Origin of the sequence: Kitasatospora sp. NPDC056446 (assembly GCF_042796115.1) — a bacterium.
Lineage (GTDB): Bacteria > Actinomycetota > Actinomycetes > Streptomycetales > Streptomycetaceae > Kitasatospora.
In genome coordinates this window covers 66,640-80,384 of the sequence record NZ_JBHTRF010000021.1, presented here as the reverse complement: position 1 = coordinate 80,384, position 13,745 = coordinate 66,640, and the positions used below count along the sequence as shown (strand labels likewise).

Here is a 13,745-nt window from a genome sequence, read left to right as displayed (position 1 = left end):
TCTCCCCCCATCCCCTGACCCGCGACTCGTCCCGCCATGTGGACGGGATATTCCGCTTCTCGGGATCCTGGGCATCATGTAACTTGCACGACACCGCACCATCGCATCAGGGCCAACGTCGTCCCTACTTGCACCAACCTGCCGAAAGACGACGACGGGAGAGCCGATGCTGTCTGCATCCATGCACTCCGCCAACGAGCCCCAGGACGGCGCCTCCCGCCGCCCGTACGCGCTCGTGCCGGATGCGCGACCTGCTGCTCAGGGCCTGTACGACCCGCGAAACGAGCACGATGCCTGTGGCGTCGGTTTCGTCGCCACGCTGACCGGCATCGCCGACCACACCATCGTCGACCAGGCGCTGAACGTCCTGCGCAACCTGGAGCACCGCGGCGCCACCGGCGCCGAGCCGGACTCCGGCGACGGCGCGGGCATCCTCACCCAGGTCCCGGACGCCTTCCTGCGCGGCAAGGTCGACTTCGAGCTCCCGGCGGCCGGCTCCTACGCCGTCGGCATCGCCTTCCTGCCCGACAACGACGACGAGGACGCCGCCGCCGTCACCCGGATCGAGGGCATCGCCGCCGAGGAGGGCCTGACCGTCCTCGGCTGGCGCGACGTCCCGGTCACCCCCGACCTGCTCGGCACCACCGCGCGCAGCGTGATGCCCCGCTTCCGCCAGGTCTTCGTGTCGCACCCCGAGCGGGCCGGCATCGAGCTGGACCGGATCGCCTTCGTGCTCCGCAAGCGCGCCGAGCGCGAGGCCGGGGTCTACTTCCCCTCGCTGTCCGCGCGCACCATCGTCTACAAGGGCATGCTGACCACCGGACAGCTGGAGCCCTTCTTCCCCGACCTGTCGGACCGCAGCTACGCGTCCGCGATCGGCCTGGTGCACTCGCGGTTCTCCACCAACACCTTCCCGAGCTGGCCGCTCGCCCACCCGTACCGCTTCGTCGCCCACAACGGCGAGATCAACACGGTCAAGGGCAACCGCAACTGGATGAGCGCCCGGGAATCGCAGCTCGCCACCGACCTGATCCCCGCCAACAGGAACGGGCAGGGCCTCAGCCGGATCTTCCCGGTCTGCACCCCCGACCACTCCGACTCCGCGTCCTTCGACGAGGTCCTGGAGCTGCTCCACCTCGGCGGCCGCTCGCTGCCGCACTCGGTGCTGATGATGATCCCGGAGGCCTGGGAGAACCACGCCACCATGGACCCGGCCCGCCGCGCGTTCTACCAGTACCACTCCAACCTGATGGAGCCCTGGGACGGCCCGGCCTGCGTCACCTTCACCGACGGCACCCAGATCGGCGCCGTGCTCGACCGCAACGGCCTGCGCCCCGCCCGCTACTGGATCACCGAGGACGGCCTGGTCGTCCTCTCCTCCGAGGTCGGCGTGCTCGACCTCGACCAGGAGAAGATCACCCGCAAGGGCCGCCTGCAGCCCGGCCGGATGTTCCTGATCGACACCGCCGAGGGCCGCATCGTCGAGGACGAGGAGATCAAGTCCGCCCTCGCCGCCGAGCACCCCTACCAGGAGTGGATCGGCGCCGGACAGATCCAGCTCGCCAAGCTGCCCGAGCGCGAGCACATCGCGCACACCCACGCCTCCGTCACCCGCCGCCAGCAGACCTTCGGCTACACCGAGGAGGAACTGCGCGTCATCCTCGCGCCGATGGCCCGCACCGGCGGCGAGGCCCTCGGCTCGATGGGCACCGACTCGCCGATCGCCGCACTGAGCGAGAAGCCGCGCCTGCTGTTCGACTACTTCGTGCAGCTCTTCGCGCAGGTCACCAACCCGCCGCTGGACGCCATCCGCGAGGAGCTCGTCACCTCGCTGCTGTCCAACCTCGGCCCCGAGGGCAACCTGCTGGCCGCCGAGGCCGCCGCCTGCCGCTCGGTCGGCATCACCTTCCCGGTGATCGACAACGACGAGCTGGCCAAGCTCGTCCACGTCAACCACGACGGCGACCAGCCCGGGCTCAAGGCCGTCACGCTGTCCGGCCTGTACAAGGTCGCGAGTGGGGGAGAGGGGCTGGCCTCGCGGCTGGCGGAGATCGCCGCCGAGGCGGACGCCGCGATCGCCGACGGCGCCCGGATCATCGTGCTCTCCGACCGCCACTCGGACGCCGAGCACGCCCCGATCCCCTCGCTGCTGCTCACCTCGGCCGTCCACCACCACCTCATCCGCACCAAGCAGCGCACCCAGGTGTCGCTGCTGGTCGAGGCCGGCGACGTCCGCGAGGTGCACCACGTCGCCCTGCTGATCGGCTACGGCGCCGGCGCCGTCAACCCGTACCTGGCGATGGAGTCGGTCGAGGACCTGGTCGCCCAGGGGACGTTCTTCGACGGGCACGGCAGCGAGGGCATCGAGCCCGAGAAGGCCATCAGGAACCTGATCAAGGCGCTCGGCAAGGGCGTGCTCAAGGTCATGTCCAAGATGGGCATCTCCACCGTCGCCTCCTACCGCGGCGCCCAGGTCTTCGAGGCCATCGGCCTCTCCCAGGACCTGGTGGACGGCTACTTCGCCGGCACCACCACCAAGCTCGGCGGCATCGGCCTGGACGAGCTCGCCAAGGAGACCGCCGCCCGGCACGCCAAGGCCTACCCGGCCTCCGGCATCCCCGCCGCGCACCGCGCGCTGGACATCGGCGGCGAGTACCAGTGGCGCCGCGAGGGCGAACCGCACCTGTTCGACCCGGACACCGTCTTCCGGCTCCAGCACTCCACCCGCAACCGCCGGTACGACATCTTCAAGCAGTACACCGACCGGGTGAACGAGCAGTCCACCCGCCTGATGACGCTGCGCGGCCTGTTCCGGCTGGACGGCCTCGACCGCGAGCCCGTCCCGGTCGAGGAGGTCGAGCCGGTCTCCGAGATCGTCAAGCGCTTCTCCACCGGCGCCATGTCCTACGGCTCGATCTCCCTCGAAGCCCACCAGACCCTCGCCATCGCGATGAACCGCCTCGGCGGCAAGTCCAACACCGGCGAAGGCGGCGAGGACCCGGAGCGCCTGTACGACCCGGAGCGCCGCTCGGCGATCAAGCAGGTCGCCTCCGGCCGCTTCGGCGTCACCTCCGAGTACCTGGTCAACGCGGACGACATCCAGATCAAGATGGCCCAGGGCGCCAAGCCCGGCGAGGGCGGCCAACTGCCCGGCCACAAGGTGTACCCGTGGGTCGCCAAGACCCGGCACTCCACCCCCGGTGTCGGCCTGATCTCGCCGCCGCCGCACCACGACATCTACTCGATCGAGGACCTGGCGCAGCTGATCCACGACCTCAAGAACGCCAACCCGGCGGCCCGCATCCACGTGAAGCTGGTCTCCGAGGTCGGCGTCGGGACGGTCGCCGCCGGCGTCTCCAAGGCGCACGCGGACGTGGTGCTGGTCTCCGGACACGACGGCGGCACCGGCGCCTCGCCGCTCACCTCGCTCAAGCACGCCGGCGGCCCCTGGGAGCTCGGCCTCGCCGAGACCCAGCAGACCCTGCTGCTGAACGGGCTGCGCGACCGCATCGTCGTCCAGACCGACGGCCAGCTGAAGACCGGCCGCGACGTCGTCATCGCCGCGCTCCTCGGCGCCGAGGAATTCGGCTTCGCCACCGCCCCGCTCGTCGTCTCCGGCTGCATCATGATGCGCGTCTGCCACCTGGACACCTGCCCGGTCGGCGTCGCCACCCAGAACCCGGTGCTGCGCGAGCGCTTCTCCGGCAAGCCCGAATTCGTCGTCAACTTCTTCGAGTTCATCGCCGAGGAGGTCCGGGAGATCCTGGCCTCGCTGGGCTTCCGCTCGATCGAGGAGGCGGTCGGCCACGCCGAGCACATCAACGCCCGGGCCGCGATCGACCACTGGAAGGCCGCCGGGCTCGACCTGGCCCCGCTGCTCCACGTGCCGGCGCTGCCCGAGGGCGCGGCCCGCCACTGCACCACCGCCCAGGACCACGCGCTCGACAAGGCCCTGGACAACCAGCTGATCACGCTCGCCGAGGACGCCCTGGAGCGCGGCGACGCCGTCCGCATCCAGCTGCCGATCCGCAACGTCAACCGCACCGTCGGCACCATGCTCGGCCACGAGGTGACCAAGCGGTACCGCGGCGAGGGCCTGCCGGAGGGGACCATCGACGTCACCTTCACCGGCTCCGCCGGGCAGTCCTTCGGGGCGTTCGTGCCCCGCGGCGTGACCCTGCGCCTGGAGGGCGACGCCAACGACTACGTCGGCAAGGGCCTCTCCGGCGGCGTCGTGATCGTCCGCCCGGCCCGCGAGGCCGCGGCCATCGGCAACGACGCCCAGAACCACGTCATCGCCGGCAACACCATCGGCTACGGCGCCACCAGCGGCCGGATCCACCTGCGCGGCAAGGCCGGCGAACGCTTCGCCGTCCGCAACTCCGGCGCCACCCTGGTCGTCGAAGGCGTCGGCGACCACGGCCTGGAGTACATGACCGGCGGCCGCGTCGTCGTCCTCGGCGAGACCGGGCGCAACCTCGCGGCCGGCATGTCCGGCGGCGTCGCGTACGTCCTGGACCTGCGCCCCGCCAACGTCAACGACGGCATGGTGGGCATCGAGGCCCCGACCGCCGCCGACCGCGACTGGCTGCGCGAGACCGTGCAGCAGCACTACGAGGAGACCGGCTCCACCGTGGCCGCCGAACTCCTGGCCGACTGGGGCAGCGGCGTCTCCCGCTTCTCCAAGATCATGCCGACCGACTACAAGGCAGTGCTCGCCGCCAAGGACGCCGCTGAGCGCGATGGCCTCTCCGAGGCCGAGACCACTCGCAAGATGATGGAGGCGGCACATGGCTGACCCCAAGGGCTTCCTGACCACGCCCAAGCAGTTGGCCGAGCGCCGTCCCGTGGACGTCCGTCTGCGGGACTGGAACGAGGTCTACGTCGAGCGCAGCCTCCTGCCGATCATCACCAAGCAGGCCGGCCGCTGCATGGACTGCGGCATCCCGTTCTGCCACAACGGCTGCCCGCTCGGGAACCTCATCCCCGAGTGGAACGACCTCGCCTACCGGGACGACTGGGGCGGCGCGATCGAGCGGCTGCACGCCACCAACAACTTCCCGGAGTTCACCGGGCGGCTCTGCCCGGCGCCCTGCGAGTCGGCCTGCGTGCTCGGCATCAACCAGGACGCGGTGACCATCAAGAACGTCGAGGTCACCATCATCGACAAGGCCTGGGACCGCGGCGGCGTCGCCGCGCAGGTCCCGGAGCGGCTCTCCGGCAAGACCGTCGCCGTCGTCGGCTCCGGCCCGGCCGGCCTGGCCGCCGCCCAGCAGCTCACCCGCGCCGGGCACACCGTCGTCGTCTACGAGCGGGCCGACCGGGTCGGCGGACTCCTGCGGTACGGCATCCCCGAGTTCAAGATGGAGAAGCGCCACATCAACCGCCGCATCGAGCAGATGCGGGCGGAGGGCACCCGGTTCCGCACCGGCGTGCACGTCGGCGAGGACATCACCGGGCAGCAGCTGCGCGAGCGCTTCGACGCCGTCGTCGTCGCGGCCGGCGCCACCACGGCCCGCGACCTGCCGGTGCCCGGGCGCGAACTCAAGGGCGTCTACCAGGCCATGGAGTACCTGCCGCTGGCCAACAAGGTGCAGGAGGGCGACTACGTCGAGTCGCCGGTCAGCGCCAAGGGCAAGCACGTCGTGGTCATCGGCGGCGGCGACACCGGCGCCGACTGCGTCGGCACCGCCCACCGGCAGGGGGCCGCCTCGGTCACCCAGCTGGAGATCATGCCCCGGCCGGGCGAGGAGCGGCCCGGGCACCAGCCCTGGCCGACCATGCCGATGACGTACAAGGTCACCTCCGCCCACGAGGAGGGCGGCGAGCGGATCTACTCCGTCAACACCACCCACTTCACCGGCGACGAGAACGGCGACGTCCAGGAACTGCACCTCGTCGAGGTGGAATTCAAGGACGGCCGGTTCGAGCCCGTCCCCGGCACCGAGCGGGCCATCCCGGCCCAGCTCGTCACCCTGGCCATGGGCTTCACCGGCACGGACGTCAGGAACGGCCTGGTGGAGCAGCTGGGAGTCGACCTCGACGCGCGGGGTAACATTGCCCGCGACGGCCGGTTCGCCACCAATGTCGATGGCGTGTACGTCTGCGGAGACGCCGGCCGAGGCCAGTCGCTGATCGTCTGGGCCATCGCGGAGGGCCGCTCGGCCGCTGCCGCGGTGGACCGGCACCTGGGCGGCAAGACCCCGCTTCCCGCCCCGATCCGACCCACCGACCGCCCCCTGGTGGTCTGACGGTCCGACCGGCACCCCGAACCCCCGGCGCCGCATCGCCGGGAGCTCAACCCGCTGCCCCCGCCAGAGTCGCCGGGCCAACGCGGTCTCCTGGCGCCTGCCCTCTTCCCCGACCAGTTGGAGGGCGGGCGCCGTCGCGTTCCCGGAAACCGGGCGGAGCCGGGCGCCCCGGTTCCGGTACCGGATCCGGGTACCGGTTCGTGTGCCGAGCACTCCTTCACAGCGGAACCACAGGCTTCTCACAGCGTCCGGAAAGTGCCCCGGGACGGGCTGTTGTTCGTCGGTGCCAGGTGGCAGACTGCGGCCGACGGCCGGGGGGCTGCGCGAGTGCGGAGGGTGACTTCGATGGGCACGACTCAGGCAGGCGGGGGCGCGACTGTACGGCGCCTGCTGCTCGGCACCCAGCTGCGCAAACTCCGCGAGGCCAGAGGCGTCAGCCGGGAGGAGGCCGGGTACTCGATCCGCGCCTCCGAATCCAAGATCAGCCGGATGGAACTCGGCCGGGTCGGCTTCAAGGAACGCGACGTCGCCGACCTGCTCACCCTCTACGGCGTCGAGGCCGAACAGGAACGCGCCACCGTCCTCGGCCTGGTGCGGGACGCCAACGCCAACTCCTGGTGGCACGAGTACGGCGACGTGCTGCCCGGCTGGTTCCAGCACTACCTCGGGCTGGAGGAGGCCGCCGCCCGGATCCGCAGCTACGAGGTCCAGTTCGTCCACGGGCTGCTCCAGACCGCCGACTACGCCCGCGCCGTCGTCACCGCCGGCTGCCACGACCACGCCGCCGAGGAGATCGAACGCCGCGTCGACGTACGGATCAGGCGGCAGGAGGTCCTCACCGGCGAACACGCGCCGCAGCTGGTCGCCGTACTGGACGAGGCGGCGCTGCGCCGCCCCTGGGGCGGGCCCGGGCAGATGCGCGGCCAGCTGGACCGGCTGCTGGAGCTCGGCGAACTGCCCAACGTCCGGCTCCAGGTGCTGCCGCTCGGCAACGCCGGACTGTCCGCCGAGAGCGGCGCGTTCACCGTGCTGGGCTTCGCCGAGCGGGAACTCTCCGAGGTCGTCTACCTGGAGCAGTTCACCACCGCGCTCTACCTCGACAAGCCCGCCGAGGTCGCCGAGTACCGGCAGGCCATGGACGACCTGGTCGCCGACAGCCTGGACCCGGCCCGGACCCGCGACTTGCTGTACGCGGTACGCCAGGAGCTGTAATACATCAGTACGATGATGTCCCATCAGGTCGGTGCATGAGAGGGATCAGATGTCGTACTTCTCCGAGTTGGCGCTGCAGTACATCGACGGCGAGTGGTGCAGCGGCAGCGGCTCCTGGGACATCGTCGACGTCGATCCCTACACCGGCGACAAGCTCGCCACCATCACCGTCGCCACCGTCGCCGAGGTCGACCGCGCCTACCGCGCCGCCGAACGCGCCCAGAAGGGCTGGGCCGCCACCAACCCGTACCAGCGGCGACTGGTCTTCGAACGCGCGCTGCGCCTGTTCGAGGAGCGCGAGCCGGAGATCGTCCAGGCGATCATGGTCGAGCTCGGCGGCACCGCGCTCAAGGCCGGCTTCGAGCTCTCGCTCGTCAAGGACATGCTCCGGGAGTGCCTGCACCTGTCCGTCGCCGCCGAGGGCCGGCTGCTGCCCTCGCCCGCCCCGGGCAAGGAGAACCGGCTCTACCGGCTGCCGGTCGGCGTCGTCGGCGTGATCAGCCCGTTCAACTTCCCGCTCTACCTGGCGCTCAAGGCCGTCGCCCCGGCCCTCGCGCTCGGCAACGGCGTGGTGCTCAAGCCGCACCAGGAGACCCCGGTGGTCGGCGGCGGCCTGATCGCGAAGATCTTCGAGGACGCGGGCCTGCCGCCCGGCCTGCTGAACGTCGTCGTCACCGACATCGCCGAGATCGGCGACAGCTTCATCGAGCACCCCGTGCCCAAGGTGATCTCCTTCACCGGCTCCGACAAGGTCGGCCGGCACGTCGGCACCGTCGCCGCCGCGCACTTCAAGCGGACCGTCCTGGAACTCGGCGGCAACAGCGCGCTGATCGTGCTGGACGACGCCGACCTCGACTACGCCGTGGACGCGGCCGTGTTCAGCCGCTTCGTCCACCAGGGCCAGGTCTGCATGTCCGCCAACCGCGTCCTGGTCGACCGCGCCGTCGAAGCCGAGTTCACCGAGAAGTTCGTCGCCAAGATCGCCACGCTCACCGTCGGCGACCCCAAGGAACCGGGCACCCACATCGGCCCGCTGATCAACCCCGTCCAGGCCGACGCGCTCTCCGCCCAGATCGACCAGGCCGTCGCCGCCGGAGCCACCGCACTGCTGCGCGGCAGCGTCACCGGCGCCCTGATGGCGCCGACCGTGCTCTCCGGCCTCGCCGAGGACGCGCCGATCCTGCGGCGCGAGCTGTTCGGCCCGGTGGTGCTCGTGGTGCCCTTCGACGGCGAGGACGAGGCCGTACGGATCGCCAACGACACGCCGTTCGGGCTCAGCGGCGCGGTGCACACCGCGGACGTCGAGCGCGGGGTGCGGGTCGCCCAGCGCATCGAGACCGGCATGATCCACGTCAACGGCGGGACCATCGCGGACGAGCCGGGCGTGCCCTTCGGCGGCGAGAAGAACTCCGGCGTCGGACGGCTCAACGGGGAATCCACGGTGGACGCCTTCACCACGCTGAAGTGGATCTCGGTGCAGCACGGGCGGGCGGCGTTCCCGTTCTGACCGTGGCGCCCTGGGGCGGGCCCGGGCGGGGCGGGCGGCGCGGGCCCGGGCTTTAGGCGGCGCGGGCCTGGGCGGTGCGGGCCCGGGCTTTAGGCGGCGCGGGCCTGGGCGGTGCGGGCCCGGGCTCCGCGCGGTGCGGCTTCAGGCGGCGCGGGCCTCCCGGCGGTAGCCGCCGGGGGCCTGGCCGAACTCCCGCTTGAACGCCTTCGCGAAGGCGTACTCCGAGCCGTAGCCGGTCTGCGCCGCGACCGAGGTCAGCGGCGCCTCCGACTCGCGCAGCAGCCGGGCCGCCGTGGTCATCCGCCAGCGGGTCAGGTAGGCCATCGGCGGCTCGCCGACCATCGTGGTGAAACGGCGGGCGAACGCCGCCCGGGACAGGCCCGCCCGGTCCGCCAGCGACTCCACCGTCCACGCGGTGGCCGGCGTCTCGTGGATCGCCGCCAGGGCAGGGGCGACGGCGGCGTCCCGCAGCGCCGCCGCCCAGCCGGCCGCCGTGGCGGCGGGCTGGTCCTCGAACCAGGCCCGCAGGATGTACAGCAGCAGGGAGTCGATCAGGGCCGGGACGATACCGGCCGAACCGATCCTCGGACGCTCCAGCTCGGTGCCCAACAGCTGCACCGCGGCGGCCAGTTCGGGGTGCCGGCCGTGCCGGGTCGGCAGGTGGATCAGGGCCGGCAGCTGGCGGACCATCGGGTGCGGGCGGCCCTGGTCCAGGTGGTAGTTGCCGCACAGCAGGCTGGTGCGGGCGCCGTCGCCGCCCAGGGTGAGCGTGCCGATCGGCGAGCCGCCGTCCACCCGGCAGGCGTGGGCGTCCACCGGCGGGGAGTCCGGGTGGTCGGCCAGCACGTGGCCGCCGCCGTCGCGCAGGAAGACGACGTCGCCGGGGCTCAGCGGCACCGGCGCGGGCCGCCCGGGGCCGTTCCCGTTCGCGGGGTCGTTCCCGGTGTCGCCGTCGGTGCCGGTGCCGGTGCCGGTGCTCAGGGGGAGCAGCCAGCAGGTGCCGTACAGCACCACGTGGAAGCCGGCGCCGAGCACCGGAGGCAGCCGCAGGGCCCAGGGGGCGCGGCCCTCGGTGCGGACGGAGGACGGGTACGCCGTCCGCATCGAGCCCAGTGCCTCGGTCAGGATGTCCAACGCCCGTCCTCCTTCGGTGCTTTCCCGGTGGTCCTCAGTCGACGGTCAGGACGACCTTGCCCTGGACGGTACCCGAGGCCACCAGCTCGTGCGCCCGGCCGGCCTCGGCCAGCGGGAAGGCCCGCGTGACGTGCGGGCGGATCCGGCCCTCGTCCACCAGGGCGGCGATCGCCTCCAACCCCGCGTAGTCCGGCTCGACAGAGACGCCCGCGAAGTGCCGTCCGGCGGCCTCGACCGCGGCGGCGAGCTCCCGGTCGCGGTGCTCCATGATGCTCACCAGGAAGCCGCCGGGCTTCAGCACCTCCAGCGCGCGGACATTCTCCGAGGAGGAGTCGAAGACGATGTCGACGTCCTCGACCACCGTGGTGTAGTCGGTGGTGCGGTAGTCGACGACCTCGTCCGCGCCGATCTCCCGGAGGAAGGCGTGCTTGGGCTCGCTCGCGAGCGCGATCACGTACGCGCCGCGGGCCTTGGCGATCTGCACGGCGAAGTGGCCGACACCGCCCGCCGCCCGGTGGACCAGCACCCGCTGCCCCTCGGAGACCCCCGCCAGGTCCACCAGGCCCTGCCAGGCGGTCAGCGCGGCCAGCGGCAGGGCGGCGGCCTGCGCGTGGTCGATCGAGGCGGGCTTGCGGGCCAGCTGGCGCGAGGGCGCGGCCACGTACTCGGCGTAGGCGTTCGCGGCGCGCGGGAAGAACGGCATCCCGTACACCTCCTCGCCCACCCGGTAGCGGGCGCCGGGCGCGGCCTCCTCGACCACCCCGGAGACGTCCCAGCCGACCGTGAACGGCGGCTCGCCCAGCAGCGGGAACCAGCCCGCCCGCACCGCCACGTCCACCGGGTTCACCCCGGCGGCCCTGACCCGCACCAGCACCTCGCCGCTCAGCAGCTCCGGGCGCTCCACCTCGGCGACCTCCAGGACCTCCGGCCCGCCGACCTCCCGCTGCACCACCGCACGCATCGCACTCACTCCCAGTCCGGTCGACACCGGCCCCCGTGGGGCCGTTCGTGATGCCTCAACGATAGGGAGGGCGGGAGAGCGGATGAATATCCTTCAGTCTCCACCAGATGTCCGATCGTCTCGCCGGACGAGCCGGTCAGTCGGGATAGCGGACCAGGCCGTCCGTGCGGAGCCCGAAGTCGAAGGGCGCCGGGATCGGCACGCGGTCGCCGAAGGTACCGACCCACCGCTGGTGGTAGCCGGTCGGGGAGGGCTCGGAGTAGAGCGTGATGTCGCCGTTGCGCGGGTCGATCAGCAGGTACAGCGGGATGTCCATCAACGGGTAGTCGCGGACCTTGCCGACCAGGTCGTTCTCCGGGTTCGACGGGGAGACGATCTCCACGGCGATCGCCGCCTGTTCGGCGGGCACCTCGTTGCCGCCGGTCTCGACCGCGGAGAGGGGGATGTAGGTGAGGTCGGGGTTGCGCAGCTTCCCGACGTTCGGTGAGGCGAGGTCGGTGTTCTCGCTCGCCATCATGTCGGCGGGTTCGTGTGCGTCGAACTGGCGGCGGACGAGCAGGAGGTTGTACGACTGGAGGACGGAAGGGCTCGCCGTGATCACGATCGTGTCGCCGGAGGCCTCGACCTTCCAGCCCGGTGGCCGGGCCAGCGTGCGTGCGTACGCGAGAACGCGGTGGCCTGACTCGATCATGAGGGCATGATGTCACCCGCCCCGGATGCGGCGAGGCGCCGCCGGGCGGACGGGCCCGGCGGCGCCTCGGTGGTGGGGCAGGCGGTCAGAAGACCGGCTGGCCGGCGCGGACCAGGCGCCAGGAGTCGGTGAAGAAGTCGGCGGGGTCGATGACACCCTTGGCCTTCACCCAGGCGATCATGGTGTTGCGGATCTCGTCGGAGTTCGACCAGACCAGCTTGGCGCCGGCCACGTGCGGGAAGTTGCCGCCGCCGTTGGCACGGTAGTTGTTGACCGCCAGGACGAACTGGGCGGCGGGGTCGATCGGCTTGCCCTGGAAGGACAGGTTGACGATCCGCTGCCCCTTCGGCTGGGAGATGTCGATGTCGTAGCGCAGGCCGTAGAGCGAGTCGTAGTTGTAGTCCGGGGTGGTCTCGGCGCCGGTCAGGGCGTCCTTGTCGACCGGGGCCCCCGGGGCGAGCTGGTTGTAGTACTTCGCCGAGAACTCCAGGTAGTCCTTGAGCTGGGCGCCCGTCAGGATCCGGGCCTCCAGGGTGTTCTCGTAGATGTACAGGCCCGCGGCGTCGCGCAGCTTGACCTGGCCGGACGGGATCAGGGCGGTGCGGTTGAACGGGGCGGCCTGGGCCAGGACCGGCAGGTTGGCGTACTGGCCGCCCGCAAGCGCCGTCTTGACGGCGTCGGCCTGGACCTTGCCGATCAGGTCGATGATCGGGGTGGCCTTGAAGCGCGCGTCGGCGATCGACAGCTCGATCTTGCTGGTGCCGATGTTCTGGTTGACGTACGCGACGACCTTCTTGTGCTGCTCGGTGAGCGCGTTGGTGATCTCCGGGTTCTCCGGCACGGTGTTGGAGTTCAGCACCCGCGAGGAGACCGAGGTGACCTTCCAGGCGCCGTTGGCGAACTCGACCTCGAAGTCGAAGCAGCTCAGCCGCTGGCCCCAGCAGAGCGGCTCGGAGAGCACGACCGTCTTTCCGGTCTTCTTGTTGACGATGAGGCGCTGCGCGACCTCCTTGTGGGTGTGGCCCACCAGCACCGCGTCGATGTCCGGGACGGTGGCCGCCATCTCGCCGGAGGCGTCCTCGGGCCAGGGCAGCTGGTCGCCGTAGGTGGTCGGCTCGTCGATGCCGGAGTGCGCCGACACCACGATGACGTCGGCGCCGGCCGCCTTCATCCGCGGCACGTACTTGGCGGCGGTCTCCACGATGCCCGGGAAGACCATCTTGCCGCTGACGTTGGCCTTGTCCCAGATCGCGATGCCCGGGTTGGTGAGGCCGAGGATGCCGACCTTCAGCGACTTGCCCTCGCCGAGGTGCAGTTCCTTGATCACGAAGGGCGGGAAGGCCGGCTTCTCGTTCTTCGCGTGCAGCGCGTTGGCGCCCAGCAGCGGGAACTCCAGCTGCTCCTCGAAGGCCTTCACGGTCGGGATGCCGTAGTTGAACTCGTGGTTGCCGAGCGCGGCGGCGTCGTACTCCATGAGGTTCATGGCGACGGCCATCGGGTGGTCCGGCACGGTGTCGCCGTCGGTGGCGATCGGCTCGATCCGGGCGTAGTAGTAGGTCAGCTGGGTGCCCTGGATGATGTCACCGGAGTCGATGAGCAGGCAGCGGTCCCAGCCCTTCTCCTCGCGCACCTGGTTGGCCAGGGTGGAGATCTTGGCGAGGCCGACCGCGTTGTGCGCCTTGTCGACGTACTCGGCGTCGGTGAAGTAGTCCCAGTTGAGCACCCGGCCGTGGAGGTCGGTGGTGCCCATGACGGTGAAGGCCTGCTTGCGCGGCTTGCGCTGCGGGCCCTTGGCGGCCGCCGTGTCCGGCTCGGCGGCCGCGGCGGAGGGGGCGGCGGCCACGGCGGCTCCGCCGGCCAGGGCGGCACCGGCGGCGGTGGCGGCGGACCGGGTGACGAAGTCACGGCGGTTCAGGGGCATGGACGACTCTCCCGGGTGGGGACGACGGCAGATGGACCGTCAATTCGGTTGCATGAGTGGGTGTGCGC

At 71.3% G+C, this 13,745-nt stretch carries 8 protein-coding genes; 4 read left to right on the top strand and 4 right to left on the bottom strand.

Translation table 11 applies throughout. The annotated features are described in order from the left end of the window. The first annotated feature begins 181 nt into the window (after positions 1–181). The 4 genes from gltB to ACFQ6N_RS15800 all read left to right on the top strand — a co-directional run bounded on the left by gltB (position 182) and on the right by ACFQ6N_RS15800 (position 8,970). Positions 182–4,798: a glutamate synthase large subunit gene (gltB, locus tag ACFQ6N_RS15815; protein WP_380649586.1), complete on the top strand. Its 4,617-nt coding sequence runs from the start codon at positions 182–184 to the stop codon at positions 4,796–4,798. Then, positions 4,791–6,251, top strand: coding sequence for a glutamate synthase subunit beta (locus tag ACFQ6N_RS15810; RefSeq protein ID WP_380649520.1), 1,461 nt, complete (start codon positions 4,791–4,793; stop codon positions 6,249–6,251). Before gltB ends, ACFQ6N_RS15810 begins: the two co-directional genes overlap by 8 nt. A gap of 345 nt (positions 6,252–6,596) precedes the next feature. After that, positions 6,597–7,463: a helix-turn-helix domain-containing protein gene (locus ACFQ6N_RS15805; protein WP_380649519.1), complete on the top strand. Its 867-nt coding sequence runs from the start codon at positions 6,597–6,599 to the stop codon at positions 7,461–7,463. 49 nt (positions 7,464–7,512) lie between these two features. Beyond that, positions 7,513–8,970 carry an aldehyde dehydrogenase family protein gene (locus tag ACFQ6N_RS15800; RefSeq protein ID WP_380649584.1) on the top strand — a complete coding sequence of 486 codons (1,458 nt, stop codon included), beginning with the start codon at positions 7,513–7,515 and terminating at the stop codon, positions 8,968–8,970. Positions 8,971–9,111: 141 nt separating this feature from the next. Here the strand turns inward: ACFQ6N_RS15800 and ACFQ6N_RS15795 are convergent, their stop codons facing one another. The 4 genes from ACFQ6N_RS15795 to ACFQ6N_RS15780 form a co-directional block, all read right to left on the bottom strand. Continuing rightward, positions 9,112–10,104, bottom strand: a complete 993-nt coding sequence (locus tag ACFQ6N_RS15795) for an AraC family transcriptional regulator (protein WP_380649518.1) — start codon at positions 10,102–10,104, stop codon at positions 9,112–9,114. Positions 10,105–10,138: 34 nt separating this feature from the next. Next, positions 10,139–11,065, bottom strand: a complete 927-nt coding sequence (locus ACFQ6N_RS15790; protein WP_380649516.1) for an NADP-dependent oxidoreductase — start codon at positions 11,063–11,065, stop codon at positions 10,139–10,141. A 136-nt stretch (positions 11,066–11,201) separates the two neighbouring features. Next, positions 11,202–11,756, bottom strand: a complete 555-nt coding sequence (locus tag ACFQ6N_RS15785) for a Uma2 family endonuclease (RefSeq protein ID WP_380649514.1) — start codon at positions 11,754–11,756, stop codon at positions 11,202–11,204. Positions 11,757–11,841: 85 nt separating this feature from the next. After that, positions 11,842–13,677 (bottom strand): bifunctional metallophosphatase/5'-nucleotidase, encoded by a 1,836-nt coding sequence (locus ACFQ6N_RS15780; RefSeq protein ID WP_380649513.1) that lies wholly within the window; start codon positions 13,675–13,677, stop codon positions 11,842–11,844. Between the last annotated feature and the right edge of the window lie 68 nt (positions 13,678–13,745).

Bases quoted from the DNA above. Each gene is read 5' to 3' on its own strand.
- ACFQ6N_RS15805 (WP_380649519.1), top strand. From the start codon at position 6,597: ATGGGCACGACTCAGGCAGGCGGGGGCGCGACTGTACGGCGCCTGCTG.
- ACFQ6N_RS15810 (WP_380649520.1), top strand. From the start codon at position 4,791: ATGGCTGACCCCAAGGGCTTCCTGACCACGCCCAAGCAGTTGGCCGAG.
- ACFQ6N_RS15800 (WP_380649584.1), top strand. From the start codon at position 7,513: ATGTCGTACTTCTCCGAGTTGGCGCTGCAGTACATCGACGGCGAGTGG.
- ACFQ6N_RS15785 (WP_380649514.1), bottom strand. From the start codon at position 11,756: ATGATCGAGTCAGGCCACCGCGTTCTCGCGTACGCACGCACGCTGGCC.
- gltB (WP_380649586.1), top strand. From the start codon at position 182: ATGCACTCCGCCAACGAGCCCCAGGACGGCGCCTCCCGCCGCCCGTAC.
- ACFQ6N_RS15780 (WP_380649513.1), bottom strand. From the start codon at position 13,677: ATGCCCCTGAACCGCCGTGACTTCGTCACCCGGTCCGCCGCCACCGCC.
- ACFQ6N_RS15790 (WP_380649516.1), bottom strand. From the start codon at position 11,065: ATGCGTGCGGTGGTGCAGCGGGAGGTCGGCGGGCCGGAGGTCCTGGAG.